We start from the raw sequence: 20,029 nt of genomic DNA, 5'->3' as shown, positions 1-20,029 counted from the left end.
CATCAATGAGGCAAAGGGGCTGTCCCTTTGCCTCATTGTCTATAGGTAGCGGCCGGTAATGCTTGCGGGGCAGGCCGCGATGTCGCCCGGCGTACCGGAGCAGACGATTTGCCCGCCCGCATCGCCACCGCCCGGGCCCATGTCGACCACGTAATCGGCATTGCGGATAAGGTCGAGATCGTGTTCGATCACGATAACCGTGGCGCCCTTGGCAACGAGGCCGTCAAACACACTCAGCAACACCTGAACATCGAGCGGATGCAGGCCAATCGTAGGCTCGTCGAATACGAATACGGCATCGTCCTGCACGCGGCCCATCTCGCTCGCAAGCTTAAGACGCTGCGCCTCGCCGCCCGAGAGCGCCGGGGTGGGCTCACCGAGTGTGAGATAGCCCAGGCCCAGGTCGTGCAAGGTCTGCAAGCACGCCTGAACCTTCTTGAGTCCCACCGTGGCGTCGAGGGCCTCGTCCACACTCATGTCCATGAGCTGCGGCAACGTAAGCAGACTCCCGTCCTTGCCCTCGCGATGGATATGCGAAGCCGCGTCTGCATAACGCGAACCGCGACATGCCGGGCAGACGATCTCGACATCGGGCAAAAACTGCACGTCGAGCGATATCGAGCCCGTGCCGTCGCACGTAGGGCAGCGCAACGCGCCGGTGTTATAGCTAAAGGCACCCGCCTTGTAGCCAGCTGCCTTGGCCTCGGGCGTACGGGCAAAGGCACGACGCAGCTCGTCATGGATGTCGGCATAAGTCGCCACCGTCGAGCGCACGTTGGCGCCGATGGGCGTGGCGTCAATCAGGTTGGCGCGGGCAATGCCTTCGGCGTCGACCCAGCGCACATGGCTTGGCAGGCGCTCGCCAGCTGCCTGGGCCCTAAGCGCCGGAATGAGCGTCTCGAGCACCAACGTCGTCTTACCCGAACCCGAAACGCCCGTAACCGCAACAAGGCGGCCGCGCGGGATATCGACTTCAAGCGGCTTGACGGTATGGATGGCCTCGGTTGCCATGCGGATATGTCCCTGATTGAACATTTCGTCGTCAGTCACCTGCGGACGCAAGCGCTTGGACTCTGCGCGCAAAAACGGGGCGATGCGGCTGCCCCGCGATTGCTCGACCTCGTCTACCGTACCGGCAGCGATCACGTTACCGCCGCCTGCTCCGGCAACGGGGCCCATCTCGACCAGATAGTCGGCTTCCGCCAGTACGCGCGTATCGTGGTCGACAACAACCACGGTGTTGCCGTCATCCACCAGATCGCGCATCACGCCTACCAAGCCGTCGACATTGGCAGGATGCAAGCCGATCGAGGGCTCATCTAACACATAAAGCACGCCCGTCGATCGGTTGCGCACCACGCGAGCGAGCTGAACGCGCTGACGCTCGCCCGTGGAAAGCGTGGCACCGGCGCGATCGAGCGAAAGGTAATCGAGACCCAGATCGACCAGACGACGGGCCGCGCCCAAAAATGAATCGCAGATATCCGCTGCCATGGGCTGCATCTCGGCCGGCAAGGATGCGGGCACCCCGCGCACCCACTCAATCGCCTCGCCTAACGTCATGGCCGCCGCCTGTGCCAGATTGATACCGCGCACCTGGGGCTGGCGCGCAGCCTCGGAAAGACGCGTGCCGGCGCAGTCACGGCATGGTCCCTCGCGCAAAAAGCGAGCCACACGCTTAAGCCCCTTATCGTCCTTAACCTTGGCGAGCGCATTCTCAACGGTATAGACGGCGTTGTAATAGGTAAAGTCGAGCGGCGTGGCGCCCTCGCCGTTTTTGGGAACGTAGAGAATGTGCTTCTTAACCGCCGGGCCGTGGAACACGATATCGCGCTCTTGAGGCGTGAGCTGGTTAAACGGCACATCGGTGCGCACGCCCATCTCGCCTGCCACCTGCTTCATCAGATCCCACATGAGCGTGCCCCAAGGAAGCACTGCGCCTTCATTGATGGTCTTTGACTCGTCGGGCACCAGGCTCGCTTCGTCCACCTCGCGCATGACACCGGTGCCGCCGCAGGTAGGGCACGCACCGCCGCTATTGAAAGCCAAATCCTCGGCACTCGGCGCGTAGAACTCGCGGCCGCATGTCAGACACGCGAGCGACAGGCCCGCAGCCACGTTAAGGCTCGGCTCCACACGCGCCCCGCAGTGCGGACACACGTGATGGGCGCAACGGCTAAAGAGCAGACGTAGGCTATTGTTGAGCTCGGTCATGGTGCCAAAAGTCGAGCGCACGCCCGGTACGCTCGGACGCTGGTGTAGTGCGAGCGCCGCCGGTACGTGCAATACCTCATCCACCTGAGCGTGCTCGGCCTGCGTCAGGCGACGGCGAGTATAGGTGCTGAGCGCTTCCAAGTAGCGGCGCGAGCCCTCGGCATAAAGAACCCCCAGTGCAAGCGAGCTCTTGCCCGAGCCCGACACGCCGGCAATACCCACGAGCCTTCCCAGCAGGATATCGATATCGATGTCCTTGAGGTTATGGACACGTGCGCCACGCACCTCGATAGCACTTGGTTGTTGCGACACCGCCATCGCTCCCCTTCCTGTTAGCCGAACGTGGCAAAGGAACTGTCCCTTTGTCACATTACTTGCACTGTGCCTGCCTGCGCCAGTCTTCGCGGGTCAAATACGTAAAGTACTCGGTACGCACATCGCCCATAAGCTCGCAGGGCACGTCGCGTTCAACGTGATGAGGCATGAAGCCGCATTTTTGCTGAACGCGTAGCGACTTGTTATTGCCCTCGTAGTATCCGCACCAAAATGCCTTGCAGCCAAGTGTTTCGAACGCATAGCGCTGCATGGCTTGCACCGCCTCGGGAGCAAAGCCTCGGCGCCAGAACGGCTTGGCGATCCAATAGCCCACCTCGAACTCGAGTCCGCCTCTTTGGCTGTTCGACTCACAGCGAGGCGGCATGAGCCCGATGCTGCCCACGGGCTCGTCTGTCTCAGGCAGGCAAATGGCAAAGGTATGGGGCGCCGCAAAGACTGTCCGAATGATCTCCCTGCTTTCCTCAATGCTTCGATGGGGTGGCCAGCCCGCAGCCGGCCCCACGTCCGGATCGCTCGCATATGTAAACAAGCTCGCCGCATCCGCCTCGCGCCACGGACGAAGCGTCAAGCGCTCAGTATGAATCGCCATTATTTAGCCTCTCAACTATCGACGTGACAAAGGGGCTGTCCCTTTGTCACGTCACTCATGCCATAAAACGCGGTCGCGGATGTACTCGCCCAGCATGGGCACGGTAAACCGGACGAGACCGTATCCGGCAGCCTCGATGACGCGCTCGCGAATCAGGCTTGCGCGATATTTACTCGCCCAGCTCTGGGTACGATCGCAGCGCTCAATGATATCCGCCATGCGCGTCGGCTTGTCCTCGTCAACCGCCATGGCCTCGATAAAAAGGCGCTGTGGACTGCGCAGCCCGTAATACAGGGGCGCGTCAACCGCTTCATAGAACTCGAAGACGGCATCCGCATGGCCATCCTCGACATCGCGCCTTTCGATGACCTGTGAGCCACGTCGGACAGCAGAGCGCCACATGTAATAGCCCACCAGCTGAACCATATAGGGATGCCCCATGCTCTTGCGTGCCGCAAGGTCCGCCGTCTCCGCGTCAACGTAAAGACCAGCGTCTTTGACCGTCTGGATATATGAATCGCGCACTTTGGGCAAAGAAATCGTCCCCAGCGTACGCTGCTGGGCGCGGCGCAAAAACGTTACGCTCGGCTCTTCGAGCAAGTCATCAACCATACTGGGCAAGCCGGCGAACACCAGCGCAAGACCACGCTGGTCGTTATCGGACAAGCCCGTGGCATCCTGATCTCCGAGCACTTGCTGATAGAGGACGGCAAGAGCCGCCAGCTCCTCGATAGACGCAGACTGCGCCTCATCAATCGCAAACAGTATGCCCTTGCCTGGACCGAGCTTCTTGAGGCGCTCGTTGACCAGCCCTCGTAGCGTCTCGCCCTTTGCCCGCGCCGCCTCGACCGACATCCGGCCAAACGACGGCCCGAACTCCATTGACGTCACAACGGGTTTATTCGAGCGAAGTGCGTCGGCCAGGCGGTCGCACAAGCCAAGCGAAGCGGAATCGGAGACAACCGCCCATCCGCGCTCGCTGGCTAGACGTTGCAGCTCCCGCAGGAGAACCGTTTTGCCGCAGCCGCGGTTTCCCGTAATGAGCATGAGCCTACCCGGCGCTCCGGCACCGTTATCGAGCCCTTCCTCGAAATCTTCGATGACCGACTCGCGGCCGATGAGTATCGGAGGCCGCTTACCAGCCGTGGGCTTAAAGGGATTTGGATTCATATCGGCCTCCTCGGATTGGCAAACCCTGGTAATAGTTATACCAACTTATACCGAGTTATACCAATAGGATGTGACAAAGGAACTGGCCCTTTGTCACATGTGGCCGAAAAACTCGGCGTCTGCTGCTCGCCAGGGGCGGAAGGTGGCGGGATCGACCTTTACGTGCGCCGCGGCAGGTACGTCGTACCATTTGACGGTGTAACCGGCGCCGTGAGAGCAAAAGACCGAGTCAGGCGTGTTGGGCAGATCGGCCTCGGGCTCATAGGCCGCCGTCTCGATTACGCACTCGGCGTCGTGGGAGGGCGCATAACCAGCAAACTCTAGGTACAGATGTCCGCGTCCGCTCGTGTAGGCAGCCACCTCCAGCGCGTAATCCTGCACCTCGGATGCCGGTACGCGACCCACAAGCTTCGCCCGGTCGCCCGCCATTGCCGGAGGCTCGTACTCGGCACCCATGCGCGTGACGTCTGACAACGCCCGGCCCACGCACTCCCCCGGCACCTCGAGCTCAAAGCGGTACCACGGCTCCAACAGCACCGCCGCGCCGGCCTCACGTGCCTGCATGAGTCCCTGTCGAATCGCGCGGTACGTGGCCTGGCGAAAGTCGCCGCCCTCGGTGTGCTTGGCATGCGCGCGGCCGCCCGTGAGCGTAATGCGCACATCGGTGATGGGCGAGCCGGTCAGCACGCCCAGGTGATCGCGCTCCATGGCGTTGGTGAGTGCCAAACGCTGCCAGTTAAGATCGAGCTCGTCGGTCGAGGTCACGGTACCAAACTGCACGCCCGAACCCGCCGGCAACGGCTCCAGGCGTAGATGCACCTCGGCATAGTGGCGCAGTGGCTCAAAGTGGCCCACGCCCTCGACCGGCTGCGAAATAGTCTCCTTATAGAGAATGCCGCCAGACTCAAACTCAACCGAAAGGCCAAAGCGATCGGCCAACACCCGCTGCACGACCTCAAGTTGCACGGCGCCCATCAACTGCAAATGAATCTGCTCTAGATGCGTATTCCAGCTTACGCCGAGCATGGGGTCTTCGTCCGCCAACTCGGTCAGCGCTTTAAACACCGCATGGACATCGTGTTCGCCCGGAAGCACCGTATAGGTGAGAACTGGCGCAATGAGGGGCGCATCGCCCGCAGGCTCCGCGCCCAAGGCGTCCCCTGGGCGAACGTGCACAAGACCCGTCACGGCACAAATACCGCCAGCAGCAACTTCTTGGGCAAGCTCATACTTCTCGCCGTTATAGATGCGGACCTGATCGACCTTCTGCTCCCATGCCTCGGCACCGGAACGTCCGTCAATCATCTGCTTGGCATGCAGCGTGCCGCCGGTCACTTTAACCCAAGCCAAGCGCTCACCGCGATCCCCACGGCTGACACGATAGACGCGCGCGGCAAACTCCGGGCGCCATGCCTGTTCGCGCATCAGCACGCATATGCCATCTAGCAGCTCGTCCACGCCTTGGTCCTTGAGCGCCGAGCCGGCAAAGCAGGGAAAGAGCTTGCGCTCGGCAACCATGCGCGACAGCGTCGCGGCGGAAAGCTCACCCGCCTCAAGAAACTCCTCGAGCGCCGCCTCGTCCAACGCAGCAGCGTCCTCCTGAACAGCCCCGCCCACCAGCAGTTCGCTGGCATCCAGGCAGCCCTCGGAGAGACGTTGCCCAAGTTGTGCCAGCAAAACATCGCGGCCGGGATTCTCCAAATCGATTTTGTTGATAAAGATGAACGTCGGAATGTCATAGCGCGCAAGCAGACGCCACAGGGTTTCGGTGTGCCCCTGCACGCCGTCGTTGGCGCTCACAACCAAAATCGCATAGTCGAGCGCGCGCAGTGTGCGCTCCGCCTCGGCCGAAAAATCGACGTGGCCGGGCGCATCCACAAGCATGACGCGGGTATCGCCGTGGTCGAGCACGGCCTGCGACGAGAAGATCGTAATGCCGCGCTCACGCTCGATCGCGTTAGTGTCCAGATGCGAATCGCCATCGTCCACGCGGCCGCGCTTGCGAATGCGGCCCGCGTTGAACAGCATGGCCTCGGCCAACGTGGTCTTGCCGGCATCGACATGCGCCAAGATTCCAACGACTGCCTGCTTCGACATGGCTCTCCTCTTATTACAAGCCCATCGCACGCGGCAACGGGCGTCCTCGTTCCACACTGGATGATACAATTTACGGGCCGGCGGGCGAAGCGGGCCCTATCCCCCGACCGAGCTCATCGCCCCGCGTTGCCGCGCGGCGATTTTCGTAGGTTCGCGCCTTGCGAAAGCCGGCATCTCCCCTTTTTGTCTGCCCGGGCCCATCTAGGGCAGTAACAACGCGAGCCCCACAACTGCGAGGAGCCACCATGAAGGCATTGCTCAACGTGTTCAAGGAATTCATCAATCGCGGCAACGTGATGGACATGGCCGTCGGCGTGATTATCGGCGGCGCATTTACCTCTATCGTGACCTCGCTTACCGATAACATCATCAATCCGCTTATCTCCGTGATTGCCGGCGGCAGCGCCACCGAGATCTCGGGGTTGGTGGTGCCGGGCACCAATATCGACTTTGGCGCGTTTATCGGCGCATGCATCAACTTTTTGATTGTGGCGGCGATCGTCTTTGCCATCATCAAGGCCTTCAACAAGGCGCAGGAGATTGGCGACAGGCTCGCCGGTGCCACCACCGAGGAAGCCGCACCTGCGCCCGTCTGCCCGTATTGTCTGGAAGAGGTGCACGAAGGCGCGACCAAGTGTTGCCACTGCGGAAGCGAGCTACCCAAAGCGTAGTTGCGAAGCTATAGCGTCCTCCCGAGAGCGACGAACACCCAACTCACCCCAATCAACCAAAAATGGCCCCACCCGGGGCCATTTTTCATTCGAATCAAGGACTGGTACGCATCCCGCTCTTATGCCTCACGCAGCCAGTCAAACGCAACACGCGGCGTGCCGTCCGACACATGCACGACACCGGCACGCTCAAACCCCGCTTTAATACTCGCGCCCTGCATGGGCAGGTTGTCCCGATGTGTATCGATACGCAGGTGGTCGGCACGCTCTTTGGCAAAGGCAAACATCGCAGCCGCGATACCGTGCACGGTGCCGTCGGATGCCACACGGTGCAACACGGCGTACGGAGTATCGCTGCGCCATTGCCCGTCCTCAATTACGTCATAGCACTCGTCCGGACCCGGCAAAAAGGCAAACGTCGCCACCACGCGACCGTCGACTTCGCACACATAGCTGCCACCGGCGGCAATATCGGCAGCCAGCTGCTCGGCCGAAGGCGTGCCCTCGGGCCACTGCGTGGCGTTGCCATGCGCGCGCATAAAGGCGCGGGCCGTGTCATAGATAGCCATAACAGCGGGAATGTCGGTATCGAGGGTTTTTCTGATCATCACGCGGCGACCTCACGTTAATTGGTATCACTTTGATTGAGCAATGATACCAACGTTTGGAGAGGGGCGCGATGCAGATGGGGAGCAAAAAGCGAGCCGCCTGGTCAAAGGCCAAAAGCGAGTTTTTGGGCGCTGCCACCGGCGGCGATATGAGCGACCTGTTTGCGCGCGAAGACGAGCGCCGCGATGCCCTGAACGCCGAGCGCGATGAAGCCTGGCGCTACAAGTCGTGCGAACGCAAAAACCGTTACGACACGCGCGCCGAGGCCGAGGCCGTTATGGCCGACTGCGAAAACCGCGGGCGGCGCGGCTTAGCCTGCTACAAATGCGAATACTGCGGCGGCTGGCACCTGACGTCGCACCCTTGGAAATAGGCTCCCCATTGGCGCAATGCCGGCCATTGCGCACGGGCTATGGACGCGGCGGCACCAACACATCGTAACGAACGGCCTTGCCCGCAAGCTGATAGCTCGGCTTAACGCCGGCAAGCAGTGGCCCCTTCACCGGCCGCTTGATAACGACCTTGCGCGGGTGCACCGCAAGCGCGGCTTCGACCAGCGTCTCCTCATCGGCGCACGGCTGTTCCAGATGATGCAAGAGTTGGAACTTCTTTTTCACCGCCGCGCTCTTGGTGCGCCCGGGAAACATGGGGTCCAGATATACCACGTCGGGAGCGGTGAGCTCGCCCTGCCCGATCAGCTCAGCTGTATGGCGAAGGCCGGCAATGCTGTCCTCGCCCGCATGTAAGCGCATGCGCGACACGGCAGCCGCAAGCGCCGGATCATCTGCCGCGCGATCCAAAGCATCCTTGAGGAGCGCCGCAATCACACAATCCTGTTCATATAGATCGACGGTAAAGCCCGCGGCAGCCAGCAGCAGCGAATCCTCGCCAAAGCCTGCCGTGGCGTCAATCGCCCATGGGCTCTCGATGCCTTTTGCGCGCGCAGCCTTTACCAGCAGCTCTTGCTGCAGACGGCCCTGTTTGAGCCGTGGAAGCATGCGGCCAAAATCGGCACGCAGCTCCATTGTGCCGTCGGTGAGCGTGAGGCCCTCGGACTTCCCGGTCAGCTCAAGCCCCGCGGCCCGAGCAACAAAAAAGGGATCGGCGACGCCCATGGACACTCCTTAACAAGCAAAACGAATACGCGAGCGCCGTTCATGACGACACCCAACCGTCCGCTATTGTCCCACATGCGACATGGCCCACAGCATCCCAATGCAAAGCACCGCCATCAATCCCGTGCACACGGCAGCGATCACAGAATCACCCATGCGCCTTCCCAACGACCGCGGCTCATGCACTTGCCCTGTTCCGTACATCATGGCTCCTCCTTGAGACCAGCTCTTACCATGGACCCATCATCGCAGCGCCGCGCATACGCTGCCATCGATTTGACTTACGCCCAGCTTTCCTTTTTGAAAGGTTGGGTTTGGCTGCGCGGGCTCAATGCGCTTTCAAACGCATGCATCGCCGCGTTGAACTACAATGTGCTTCACCATATGTGCAGTACATTGGGTACGCCAAGTTGGCGTACTCGTATCGAAAGGACCAGCCATGAGCTTCACTCGCAAGACTCTCAAAATCCTTGCTCTCATCTACTTTGTTTTGGGCATCGCCAGCCTCGTCACCGCCGGCGTCGGTATCGCCACGGGCGGTCTCGATTCCACGTACGGTTCGTACGCCACGCTCGCAGCGGTCGTGCTTATCGCCAAGGGTCTCGTCGACCTTGCCGCAGGCGTCGCCGGTATCAAGGGCGCCAACAAGCCTTCGCAGGTGGACGGCGCGTTTAAGCTCGGTATTGTTGCCGCGGTCGCCACGCTTGCCCAAGCGGTGCTCACGCTTCCCGCGTTTGGCGGCGACGCCATCAACTTTGGCGCCTTTGTCATCGTGGTGTACGACCTGTTCTTTGTTCAGCAGGCACACGCCGTTAAGGCCGAGAACAAGGACCGCCTATAAGCGCTCGCTTCTCATAACCTCTGCAGCCAAGCAACTAAAAAGGGCCGATCGCGCATCTCCGCGGTCGGCCCTTTACGTTTGCCCAGATAAAACCTACCAAAATAAACCTGTCCCTATTTGGCAGGTTGTTAGCTGTGGCGGTACTCGGCGATGATGAAGTCGATGTCAGTCTGAAGGGTATCGAGGTTTGCCAGGCGCTCTTTGTCGGCGGGGCGCGTGCGGTAGTAGTACGGCGTCATCTGGAACACCGCCTCGATGTCCGCCTGGGTCTGAAGCGTAATATTCGCAGACACCCGCTGCGTTCCGACCAACTCGAGCTCGGTGGTCTGCGGCAGCTTCTCGTCATTAAGATATGGCGTGTCGTAGAGCACCTCCTTGAGCCCAAACAAATGACGGGCACCCGGTACCACGGTATAGAGTGAGCCCTCTGGCGCCAGCACGCGGGCAAACTCACGCTCGTTAAAGGGAGCGAAGAGCTCGGTCACCATATCGAAGGCGCCGTCCGCCACGGGGATGTCCTTCATGTTGGCCACGAAATAGGTCGCATCGCCGCGCTTGGCGGCCAGGCGCACCATCTCTTTGCCCAAGTCGAACCCGTAAGCGCCCACGCCCGGCACCGCGCCCATGGCGCTGGTGTAGTAGCCCTCGCCGCAGCAAATATCGAGCAGCGTCATGGGGCCGTTCGCAGATGCTGCACGCCCAGACACCCGCTCGCGCACGAGCTCGACCATCGCATCGCGCAACGGCGCATAGTAACCACGGTTCAAAAAGTCACGACGGCTGCGTGCCTGCGACTTGGGATCGCCCATGGAGTCGCCGCTCTTGGACGAGCGCAGTAGATATAGATAGCCCTCGCGAGCACGGTCAAACCGGTGTCCGCCCGCGCATGCAGCACCGCGCTCATTGCCCACCAAAGGCTCATGGCAAACGGGACACAACAACATGGCAACTCCTTAGCGCGAACAACACAACGCCCACCATTGTCGCATGCCTTCCCCACCTAGTCATTGGGTGTTCCTATAGTTTTGTCAACCGTCGGGGCTACTCCCGGTAGGGCACCCGGTCGCGCATCACGGCGTATATCGCCCTGAGCCGCTTCCTCGCGACGGCCTTGAGCGCCCGCCCGTGCCCCATGCCCCGCGCCCTGCAGGCCCGGTAGTACTCGCCGTAGCGCCCCGAGGACCTCACCAGGCTGTTGCACGAGAAGATCAGCAGGGACTTGAGCCTCGCGTCGCCGCGCCTGGACGCCCTGACCGACCTCACCGACGTGCCGGAGCTCCTCACCCTCGGGGCTATGCCGCAGTACGAGGCCAGGTGGTCGTGGTCCGGGAACCTCCCGATGTCGACCGACACCGCGAGCTGCGCCGCGGTCCTCGGGCCGATGCCGGGCACGGTGAGCAGACACGCGTGGGTCTCGTCGCCCTCGAGCAGCGCCGCCGTCTCGGCCTCGAGGGCCCCGGCCTCGTCGAGGGCCTCCGATATCCGGGCGGCCAGGAACCTGACCTGCCTGTTCTCGGCCTCGACGAGCGCCGGCGGGGGCGCGGTGGAGGCGGCCGCGGCCTCCCCGGCGGCCTCGGCCCGCGGGCCCTCGGCCCCGGAGCGGGCGATCCCCCACGCCCCGCCGAACCCGGCGAGCAGCTCCAGCCACCGCCGGTCCGACAGGTCGACCGCGGCCTCGAGGGCCGGGCAGGACTCGAGCAGCACCGCGCGCAGGCGGTTCTTGTCCCTGGTCGCGCAGGCGACGACGTGGTCGCGCTGCGACGAGAGGGCGCGGGCGGCCTCGAGGGCCTCGCCGCGGCCCGGGACCCCCGACAGGGAGTCCGGCACGCCCAGGGCGGTCCGCGCGATCACCGCGGCGTCGCGCTCATCGGTCTTGGCCTCGCCGGCGAACAGGCCCGCGGCGCGGCTGGCGGCGAGCCCGGGCAGGTGGGCGACCCCGAGCCCTGCGGCGCGGGCCCGCCTCACGGCGAGGGACCCTATGTTGCGGAACTGGTCGACGACGACGAGCGTGCCGGCGGGCGCGGAGGCGAACAGCGCGTCGAGCTCGGCCTCCCTGTTGCGGACGGGGGCGCTGGCCAGCACCTCCCCGTCGCGGTCGATCAGGCAGGCCCAGTGCGATGACTTGCCGACGTCCAGGCCGAGCACGGCCGCGGGTCTGGTGGATGGCGCTTTCACGGTGGTATCCTTCCGGTAGTCGTTCGACCGGATGGCCTCCCCCTCGGCACTCACATTACCAGCCGCGGCGCCTGCCCGGCACTTTCCTATCAGCCGTCGGGGGCGGCGCGTCCCGCGCCGGCAGCACCCAACAGGCCCTCTCGGGGGCAGGGACGTTCGGCCGTGCGCGGGCGCCCGGTCGGCGGCCCGTTCTGGGCGCGCCTCAATCGTAGCCCGAGACAGTCCCGGGCTGACAATTTCGACTGTAATGGACGTTCTTGAATGACTAGTTAGAAGAGACGTTCTTGAATGACTAGTTAGAAGAGATAAGGAGTGTCCCCAGCTGCCGACAGAAAAGGAACGTCCCTAAGTGCCGACTGGTTGCATTAGGAGTATCATCGTCTGCGCAAATAAGCACGATATAGCATGTTAGAGATTGAGAGCGTATGGCTGATACTGCATCTAAGCACATTGACATGACCACCGGCTCGTTGTGGCGCAATATTCCCCTGTTCGCCTTCCCCGTGGCCGCCACGAGCATCTTGGAGCAGCTGTCGAACCTCATCGCCACGGTCATTATCGGTAACTTCTCGGGCGACCAGGGAACCCTCGCCATGGCGGCGGTCGGCTCCAATGTTCCGCTTACCAGTCTTATGCTCAACCTGTTTATCGGCATGTCGCTTGGCTCCAACGTGGTCATCGCCAATGCTATCGGCCGCAACGATCAGAACATGGTCAAACGCGCCGTCCATACCTCGATTCTTATGGCACTTGTGGGCTTTGTCGTCATCGCTCTGGGCGAGATCTTTGCCGAGCCCATGCTCGCCGCGCTCAACGTTCCCGCCGAGACTATGCCCCTCGCCTCGCTCTACCTGCGCGTCTTTTTGCTCAGCATGCCCTCGATCTTGCTCTACAACTTTGAGGCCGCGATCTTCCGCTCCGTCGGCATCACCCGCATGCCGCTGCAGGCGCTTGCCGTATCCACCGTCCTCAACATTGGTCTGGACCTCATCTTTGTCCCCGTACTCCACTGGGGCGTCGCGGGTGTCGCCATCGCCACCGCCATCGCCTACACCGTCAGCGCCACTACGCTCTTTATTCGCCTGCTCAAGACCGACTCCGTCGTCCGCGTCACCCTTCGCGACCTGGCTATCGACCCCGTCGCCCTCAAGCGCATCGTCAAGATCGGCCTGCCCGCCGGCATCCAAAGCGCCGTGTTTGCCGTCGCCAACATCATCATCCAGTCCGCCATCAACAGCTTGGGCACCGAGGTCATGGCGGCATCGAGCGCCGCCATGAGCCTGGAGTACGTGTGCTACAACCTGCTCAACAGCTTTAGCCAGGCTTGCACTACCTTTGTGGGACAAAACCACGGTGCCCGCCAGATCGGCCGCTGCACTAAAACGCTCAAGGTCTGCCTGGTCGAAGGCGGTATCGTTGCACTCACCACGATTATCGTTATTGTCGGCCTGGGGCGCGAGATCTTGTCGCTCTTTAACAGCGATCCCAACATCGTCTCGATCGGCTATATCCGCGTGTGTTCGATCTTCCCGGCGTATGCCTTTAGCATGTTCTACGAAAACATGTCAGGCTACCTGCGCGGCTTTGGTATCTCGCTCACGCCCGCCCTCATCACCATGATCTGCGTCTGCGGCATCCGCTTCTATTGGGTATTCTGCGTGTTCCCGCACTTCCGCACCTTTGCGAACATTATGATGGTCTACCCCATCAGCCTGGGCACCACGGCGTTCTTTATGGTCGTGGCGGTACTACTTTGCCACCCGGCACGCACCTATCGCGCCACCCAAGCCAAAGCGACAGCCCGCTAAACACCGCACTCAACACCACGCCAGTCATTAATTGACAATATGCGAGCTCATATAGTCGATAAAACGCCTCGTGGCGATAGGCATGGTATCCCAGCTACGCCAAGCTGCCACCACGTCGCGCGAGGGAGCATGCACGATGGGACGTACACGAATATCGGCCCGCATGCCCTCAACGGTACGACGATACAGCATACTCACGCCTAGGCCCTCCTCCACCATCGCCATGATGGTGTAGTCGTCGGTTACCTCACTCGTCACGTGTGGCGACAGCCCATGCGCCGCGAATGCATCGAGCACCAAGCTCTGTTCGCCCTCATCCAGCAGCACAAACGGCTCGGACGCCAGGTCGGCAAGTGTCACCTTTTCCTTTGCCGTCAGCGGATGCGCGGTCGGCAACAATGCCACCAACTCGTCGTGATAGACCACGCGCTTCTCGAGCCCAGCGGTAAATCCGCGTGCCGTAAAGCAAAAATCAACCACGCCATCGTGCACCCACTGGGCGTTGCGCGTGTAATCGCCCTGCTTGAGGGTAAAGCGTACGCCCGGGTGCAGGGCTCCAAAATCGCGGATCACGCGCGGCAATACGGTACGACTCACGTTGGTAAACGTCGCGATACGAATATCAGTCGAGGAGAGTCCCAGCAACTCCTGACGTTTGCCCTCAAGCTCGGCCTCGGCAGTTACGATCTGTCGCAGATACGGCAGATACTGCTTGCCATCGCGCGTAAGCGACACACCCTGCTTACCGCGCTCGATAAGCGTGGTACCCAGCTCGCGCTCGAGCGCCTTGACGGCCTGGCTCACCGCACTTTGCGTATAGCCCAGCTCGTCCGCCGCACGTTTCAGACTGCCGCAATCGACCACCATACATACAATCTGATACCGCGATGCCATCGTGCCTCCCCATCGATGTTGCCGTAAAACGTTTTGCCAGGGCTTTTTCTGTCAACATTAGCATTTCTTAATCATACTGATGATACATTCGCTTTACTACATCCACATCTGGGAGCAGAATCCTTTTTGCGAAACCGTTCTGTAACAAAAGGAGTCCCATGGATCGCAAAAAAGCAATCGCGCTCTCATTTTCCGTTCCCGTCGCATGGGGCTTTTCGTATCCCCTTATGAAGATCGGCATGGACAGCATGAACGCCACGAGCATCGTCGCGCTGCGCTGCATCATCGCCTTTGCGGCTTGCCTGCTGCTCTTCCACAAGCACGCGTTGCGCATCAACCGTAACCTTATGGTCCGCGCCGCCATCATCGGCGCCATTATGGCAACCGAGCTCACCTGCATGTGCCTGGGCTCCAGCCTCACCTCCGCCTCCACCGCCGGCTTTTTGCAGAGCCTGACGGTCGTGATCGTGCCGTTTGCCAACGCCGCCCTGCTGCGTCGCGCCCCCGAGCGCAAGGTGCTCATCGGCACGGCCATCGTCACCTGCGGCATGCTGCTGCTCTCGGGCGCCGACTTTACCAGTCTGAATCCCGGCGCGCTCATCATGCTGCTCTCCGCCTTTATCTACGCTGGACACATCATTGTCGCCAAGCGGTTTGTCGAAGAAGTCGATCCGCTTGCTCTGGGCGTTTGGCAGCTGGGCTTTGGCGGCTTGTTCTCGGGCATCGCCGCATTCACCTTTGGCGGCTTCACGCTTCCCAGTACGCCCAGCGAGATCGTGGTCGTCGTTGCCCTCGCACTCATCTGCTCTGCCTACGGCTTTATCACCCAGACGCTCGTGCAGCCCCACGTGCCCGCCGAGACTACCGGCTTCGCCTTCTCGCTCGAGCCGGTCTGCTCCGCCGTCTTCTCGTTCTTCCTGGTCGGCGAGGTCCTGAGTCCCATCGCCTTCTTTGGCGCCGCCCTCATCCTCACCGGCGTCATGGTGGCAACCGTCGAGCTTCCGCGCCTTCGTGCACATGGACAGGCCCGCATGGCAGGAGCGCCCGAGCACGTCTCGTAGACCCCACTCCTTATGCAGCCGCGGCATAAAGATCTCCAGACGCCTTTACAATAGATGTCAACAGAGCATCTGCCATAAAGGAGCCCCATGGACACCGCAACCCGCGACCGCAACATAGCAACTTGGTTGAGCAATGCGCCGCGGCCGGTACGTGAAACTACGAACCAGCTGCTCGAGCGCATCGCCCTTTTGCGTGCCAAGCAAACCATCTACCCGGCACAAGACGACATCCTCAATGCCCTCGCCTACACGCCGGCCGACCAGGTCAAAGTTGTCATCTTGGGTCAAGACCCTTATCACGGACCCAACCAGGCCATGGGGTTGTCGTTCTCGGTCCCCGCGACGCAAACCAAGTTGCCGCCGAGTCTGCGCAACATCTATAAGGAACTCAAAGCCGATCTGGGCTGCCCCATTCCCGCCACGGGAGACCTAACCCCCTGGGCACAACAGGGCGTCCTGCTCCTCAACACTACGCTCACCGTGCGCGAGCATGCCGCGAACTCGCACGCCAAACTGGGCTGGAGCACGCTCACCGACTACATTATCGAACGCTGCTGTCAGCTGCCCCAACCGGTCGTCTTTTTGGCATGGGGCCGCTTTGCCCAGCAGATGGTCGATGGTAAGCTCGCCGCGACCGGCGCGGGCAAGGCAACCGGCAAGTTCTGCCTGGCATCCACGCACCCCTCGCCGCTTTCGGCCAACCGTGCCACGGCAGAACTCCCCGCCTTTATGGGGTCGCGCCCCTTCTCTGCTGCCAATCGGCTACTCGAACAGCACGGCTCGACCCCCGTCAACTGGGCTTGCCTCGGCTAAAAATCGATACATCAAAAACGCGCCCGACGGCTTTCCATCGGGCGCGTTTCCTATTCGGGCCAAATAAATTGCGTGCGGCCGGCCTCGCCGCCATCGATCAACAGGCTCTGCCCGGTCATAAACCGGTTGGTCACGCCCACAAAGTAGATCCACTCGGCGATCTCTTGGGCGGTGGCCCAGCGTTTAAGCGGCGTGAGCTCCATAATCTGGTTCCACAGGTGTTCGTCTTCCATCACGCAACGGTTGAGCGGCGTTATAACGCCGCCCGGGTCCACACTGTTGGCGATGGCCTGCGGTGCCAGGCGGTTTGCAAGGTTCTTGGTGTAGGCGATAACACCGCCCTTGCTGGCGGCATAGGCGGGAAACTCCGATCCCGTATGTCCGCTCGCCGACCCCACATTGACCACGGATCTAATCGCCGGCGCCGGCTTGGCGGCAAGCCCCTCCCCCACAAAGGCGTAGCGCTCGGTCACGTTGATGGTGCCACACAGGTTGGCGGCGATGTCGTCGGCCGAATCCTGCGTACCGGCAACGTTCACGATTACCTGAGGCTCAAGGTCGCTTGGAAACGAGTCCGGCTCGCGGACATCAACGATCAGATGGCGGTAGCGCTCGTGTTCGATCGCCGGCGACAGCAGATCAAAGCCCACGACCTCGTGGCCCTCATCCAAAAAGCGCTGCACGCACGCGGCTCCGATACCGCCCGAAGTGCCCGTGATCAAAACCCGCATACTTGCTCCTTAGGCGGTTGCGTGGCGCTCGAGGTACTCGGAGCCCACATTCTCGCGCTCCCAGCCGCGCACGACCTTGTAGCCCACGGGGCTCAAGAAGACCTCGCACAGCAGCTCGGCAACAGCACCGGTCAGCGAGCACATAAGGACCTGCACCCAGGTCCAACCAAAGAACGTGTGGCTCACCACAATGGCAAAGACCAAGTTGTCGATAAACTGGCCAATGCCCGTGGACACATAGGAGCGAAAGGCAAAGCTCGCAAAATTATTCTTTTTGAGCATGCGGCCGAGCGACTGGTTGAGCGTGGAGTTAACCACGGCAGAGACGAGCATTGCCAGCGAAGAGCCCAGTACCACGTACCAGGTGCCACCGATGGTGGCGTTAAGGGCAGTGTTAACCTCGATCATGCCCGTGTCGTAGTAGGCGCCCCACATACCGGGCGTGAGCGAGCATGCCCAAAAGCACAGGCTCACGGCCAGGTTGACCAGCAGCGCGAGGATAGAGATTTTGATGGATGCCTTGGCGCCAAAGCGCTTGCAGATCATGTCCTGGCACAAAAACGAAACCCAGCTCACCACAAAGCCGCAATCGAGTGCCAGATACGGCAGGCTGATGAGCTCTTTGTTGGCCAGCAGGTTCATCATGATGACGCTCACGAAAAACAGCGAAACCGTTGCCGCGGGAATGCTCCGCAACAGGACCTTATAGTCCTCCATGACCTTCTTGATCATTATGTACTCCTTTGGTTTTAGGTTTAACGAGCAGGATATCGGACCCGAACTGCTCGGACGCCCCGGTCTTGAGACGACGGTGGGTATGATAGCCGCTCGCGCGGCATAAGGCAAACAAACGGCGCGGCAGCCCCACAGGACCACCGCGCCAATGCGTTAAAAGGCTACGTTGCCAAACTCCGACAGGATCAGGTCGGGGTTGTGGTCGGTTGCCCAATCCACGTTCCACGGGCTCGTGAACAGCAGTAGCTTACCGCCGCGCATGTCCTCGACACGCAGCGTGTCGCGCGTGAGCGAAAGGCCCGGGATATCGATGGTGTCGGGGTCGTTCTGGATCCAGCGGATGTCCGTATAGGGCAGTGGCTGGCGACGAACCTCAACACGGTACTCGGCCTTGAGGCGGCGCTCGAGTACCTCAAACTGCAGCACGCCGACCACGCCCACGATGACGCTCTCCATGCCGGCGCCCAGCTCGCGGAAGATCTGGATGGCACCCTCCTGGGCAAGCTCCTCCATGCCCTTGACGAACTGCTTGCGCTTGAGCGTGTCGACCTGCGTAATGCGAGCGAACATCTCGGGGGCGAACGTCGGGATCTGCGGATACTGCACGTGGCGCTTGCCGGAGCACACGGTGTCGCCGATGCTAAAGATACCCGGGTCGAACAGGCCCACGATATCGCCCGCGTACGCCTCGTCCACGATGGCGCGATCGTCGGCCATCATCGACGTGCCCGTGGCGAGCTTGAGCTTGCGGTTTCCCTGCACGTGGAAGGCGTCCATGCCGCGCTCGAACTTGCCCGAGCAAATGCGCACAAAGGCGATGCGGTCGCGGTGGTTCTTGTCCATGTTGGCCTGGATCTTAAACACAAAGCCGCTAAAGTCGTCGCGGCAGGGATCGACCGGCTCGCTGGTGAGCGTATCGGTATAGGCGCGCGGCGTCGGGGCCAGACGCAGGAACTCCTTGAGGAAGGGCTCCACGCCAAAGTTGGTAAGCGCCGAGCCAAAGAACGCCGGGCTCAGCTTGCCGCAGGCCACGGCATCCAAATCGAGCTCGTCGCCGGCACCATCGAGCAGCTCGATATCGTCCATCAGGTTCTTATGGTTCTCTTCGCCAATAAGCTCGTCCATGGCGGGGTCGCCCAGCTCGGCCTCGACCTCGGCGACCTTCTTGGTGGCGTTGGCGTGGCCGTCGCCCTCAAAGGCAATGACGCGACGGGTCTGACGATCGAACACGCCGCGGAAATTGCGGCCGCTGCCGATCGGCCAGTTCATGGGATACGTATTGATGCCCAGAACGTTCTCGATCTCTTCCATGAGCTCAAACGGATCGCGAGCCTCGTGGTCGAGCTTGTTCACAAAGGTGAAGATGGGAATGTGGCGCAGCGTACAGACCTTAAAGAGCTTTTTGGTCTGGGCCTCGACGCCCTTGGCGCCGTCGATGACCATAACCGCGGCGTCGGCGGCCATAAGGGTACGGTAGGTATCCTCCGAGAAGTCCTGGTGGCCGGGGGTATCGAGGATGTTGACGCAGGCGCCGTTATAGGTGAACTGCAGCACCGAGGAGGTAACGGAAATACCGCGCTCCTTCTCGATGTCCATCCAGTCCGAGACGGCATGCTTGGCCGAGCTCTTGCCCTTGACCGAGCCGGCGGTCTGAATGCTGCCGGTATAGAGCAGCAGCTTCTCGGTAAGCGTAGTCTTACCGGCGTCCGGGTGGCTGATGATCGCGAATGTGCGGCGCGACGAGATTTCATCCGACAGGCTTGCCATGCGGATCCTTTCTTGCATTGAGTGCATTACGTCGTTGTAACCGCACTATTGTAGCCGCGAAATCCCGCTCTAGGGCACCTATCAGGACAAATTCATCAGTTGTGGCCTAGGGCAGCAGTCGATGGCGGCACTCCGCAGCAGTTCGTCTCAATCTGTAACGGTAAGACGGGTTTCGAGCCTCTACCTGTTACAGATTTAGACAAACAGGTGGATGTCCCAGAAAGATCTCAATCTGTAACATCTAGCCACTCAAAACGGGTCCATCTGTTACAGATTGAGATATAAGGATAGACGGTTGGCCAATGTCTCGATCTGTAACATCTAGCAGCCAAAATCTTCTCCAGTTGTTACAGATTGAGACAACCAGGTGGGGCCCGCCAGCAAGATCTCGATCTGTAACAGG

18 protein-coding genes are annotated in these 20,029 nt (G+C 61.2%); 6 read left to right on the top strand and 12 right to left on the bottom strand.

What is annotated here, in order from left to right:
- Positions 1-39: 39 nt before the first annotated feature.
- The 4 genes from ABG996_RS01710 to ABG996_RS01695 form a co-directional block, all read right to left on the bottom strand.
- On the bottom strand, positions 40-2,532 hold the full coding sequence (locus ABG996_RS01710) for an excinuclease ABC subunit UvrA (protein WP_347478208.1): 2,493 nt from the start codon (positions 2,530-2,532) through the stop codon (positions 40-42).
- A 52-nt stretch (positions 2,533-2,584) separates the two neighbouring features.
- On the bottom strand, positions 2,585-3,139 hold the full coding sequence (locus ABG996_RS01705; RefSeq protein ID WP_347478207.1) for a GNAT family N-acetyltransferase: 555 nt from the start codon (positions 3,137-3,139) through the stop codon (positions 2,585-2,587).
- Positions 3,140-3,190: 51 nt separating this feature from the next.
- A complete protein-coding gene (locus tag ABG996_RS01700; RefSeq protein ID WP_347478206.1) occupies positions 3,191-4,309 on the bottom strand; it encodes an AAA family ATPase in 1,119 nt (372 codons plus the stop codon).
- Between the two features lie 93 nt (positions 4,310-4,402).
- On the bottom strand, positions 4,403-6,406 hold the full coding sequence (locus ABG996_RS01695; protein ID WP_347478205.1) for a GTP-binding protein: 2,004 nt from the start codon (positions 6,404-6,406) through the stop codon (positions 4,403-4,405).
- A gap of 245 nt (positions 6,407-6,651) precedes the next feature.
- Here ABG996_RS01695 and mscL point away from each other — a divergent pair, with 245 nt between their 5' ends.
- A complete protein-coding gene (mscL, locus tag ABG996_RS01690; protein ID WP_347478204.1) occupies positions 6,652-7,077 on the top strand; it encodes a large conductance mechanosensitive channel protein MscL in 426 nt (141 codons plus the stop codon).
- A 119-nt stretch (positions 7,078-7,196) separates the two neighbouring features.
- On the opposite strand, the gene ABG996_RS01685 is transcribed toward mscL, so the two are convergent.
- Positions 7,197-7,685: an N-acetyltransferase gene (locus ABG996_RS01685; RefSeq protein ID WP_347478203.1), complete on the bottom strand. Its 489-nt coding sequence runs from the start codon at positions 7,683-7,685 to the stop codon at positions 7,197-7,199.
- A 77-nt stretch (positions 7,686-7,762) separates the two neighbouring features.
- Here ABG996_RS01685 and ABG996_RS01680 point away from each other — a divergent pair, with 77 nt between their 5' ends.
- Positions 7,763-8,059 (top strand): hypothetical protein, encoded by a 297-nt coding sequence (locus ABG996_RS01680; protein ID WP_006234539.1) that lies wholly within the window; start codon positions 7,763-7,765, stop codon positions 8,057-8,059.
- A gap of 37 nt (positions 8,060-8,096) precedes the next feature.
- Here ABG996_RS01680 and ABG996_RS01675 read toward each other — a convergent pair whose 3' ends face one another.
- Positions 8,097-8,801, bottom strand: a complete 705-nt coding sequence (locus ABG996_RS01675) for a class I SAM-dependent methyltransferase (RefSeq protein WP_347478202.1) — start codon at positions 8,799-8,801, stop codon at positions 8,097-8,099.
- Between the two features lie 439 nt (positions 8,802-9,240).
- On the opposite strand from ABG996_RS01675, the gene ABG996_RS01670 reads away from it, so the two are divergent.
- Positions 9,241-9,642 carry a hypothetical protein gene (locus ABG996_RS01670; RefSeq protein ID WP_055286664.1) on the top strand — a complete coding sequence of 134 codons (402 nt, stop codon included), beginning with the start codon at positions 9,241-9,243 and terminating at the stop codon, positions 9,640-9,642.
- Positions 9,643-9,770: 128 nt separating this feature from the next.
- Here ABG996_RS01670 and ABG996_RS01665 read toward each other — a convergent pair whose 3' ends face one another.
- Both ABG996_RS01665 and ABG996_RS01660 read right to left on the bottom strand, forming a co-directional pair.
- Positions 9,771-10,586 (bottom strand): putative RNA methyltransferase, encoded by an 816-nt coding sequence (locus ABG996_RS01665; RefSeq protein WP_347478201.1) that lies wholly within the window; start codon positions 10,584-10,586, stop codon positions 9,771-9,773.
- 97 nt (positions 10,587-10,683) lie between these two features.
- On the bottom strand, positions 10,684-11,817 hold the full coding sequence (locus ABG996_RS01660) for an IS110 family RNA-guided transposase (protein ID WP_347478200.1): 1,134 nt from the start codon (positions 11,815-11,817) through the stop codon (positions 10,684-10,686).
- A 425-nt stretch (positions 11,818-12,242) separates the two neighbouring features.
- Here ABG996_RS01660 and ABG996_RS01655 point away from each other — a divergent pair, with 425 nt between their 5' ends.
- On the top strand, positions 12,243-13,625 hold the full coding sequence (locus ABG996_RS01655) for an MATE family efflux transporter (protein ID WP_347478199.1): 1,383 nt from the start codon (positions 12,243-12,245) through the stop codon (positions 13,623-13,625).
- A 27-nt stretch (positions 13,626-13,652) separates the two neighbouring features.
- Here ABG996_RS01655 and ABG996_RS01650 read toward each other — a convergent pair whose 3' ends face one another.
- Positions 13,653-14,519 (bottom strand): LysR family transcriptional regulator, encoded by an 867-nt coding sequence (locus ABG996_RS01650; RefSeq protein ID WP_117769855.1) that lies wholly within the window; start codon positions 14,517-14,519, stop codon positions 13,653-13,655.
- Positions 14,520-14,677: 158 nt separating this feature from the next.
- Between ABG996_RS01650 and ABG996_RS01645 the strand changes: the two genes are divergently transcribed.
- Both ABG996_RS01645 and ABG996_RS01640 read left to right on the top strand, forming a co-directional pair.
- The gene (locus tag ABG996_RS01645) at positions 14,678-15,580 is read left to right on the top strand and encodes a DMT family transporter (RefSeq protein ID WP_117769856.1); all 903 of its coding nucleotides are present in this window, start codon (positions 14,678-14,680) and stop codon (positions 15,578-15,580) included.
- Positions 15,581-15,667: 87 nt separating this feature from the next.
- Positions 15,668-16,393, top strand: coding sequence for a uracil-DNA glycosylase (locus tag ABG996_RS01640; protein ID WP_347478198.1), 726 nt, complete (start codon positions 15,668-15,670; stop codon positions 16,391-16,393).
- A 50-nt stretch (positions 16,394-16,443) separates the two neighbouring features.
- On the opposite strand, the gene ABG996_RS01635 is transcribed toward ABG996_RS01640, so the two are convergent.
- From ABG996_RS01635 to ABG996_RS01625, 3 genes are all read right to left on the bottom strand, one after another.
- Complete coding sequence (locus ABG996_RS01635; protein WP_347478197.1) at positions 16,444-17,124, bottom strand: SDR family NAD(P)-dependent oxidoreductase; 681 nt, start codon at positions 17,122-17,124, stop codon at positions 16,444-16,446.
- 9 nt (positions 17,125-17,133) lie between these two features.
- Positions 17,134-17,856: a VUT family protein gene (locus ABG996_RS01630; protein ID WP_229028244.1), complete on the bottom strand. Its 723-nt coding sequence runs from the start codon at positions 17,854-17,856 to the stop codon at positions 17,134-17,136.
- 156 nt (positions 17,857-18,012) lie between these two features.
- Entirely contained in the window at positions 18,013-19,626 is a 1,614-nt protein-coding gene (locus ABG996_RS01625) for a peptide chain release factor 3 (protein WP_055252215.1), read from the bottom strand.
- Between the last annotated feature and the right edge of the window lie 403 nt (positions 19,627-20,029).

Origin of the sequence: Collinsella aerofaciens (assembly GCF_039836695.1) — a bacterium.
GTDB lineage: Bacteria > Actinomycetota > Coriobacteriia > Coriobacteriales > Coriobacteriaceae > Collinsella > Collinsella aerofaciens_BD.
Note: the sequence above shows the minus strand (reverse complement) of the source record. Positions and strands in the feature narration are given on the sequence as shown.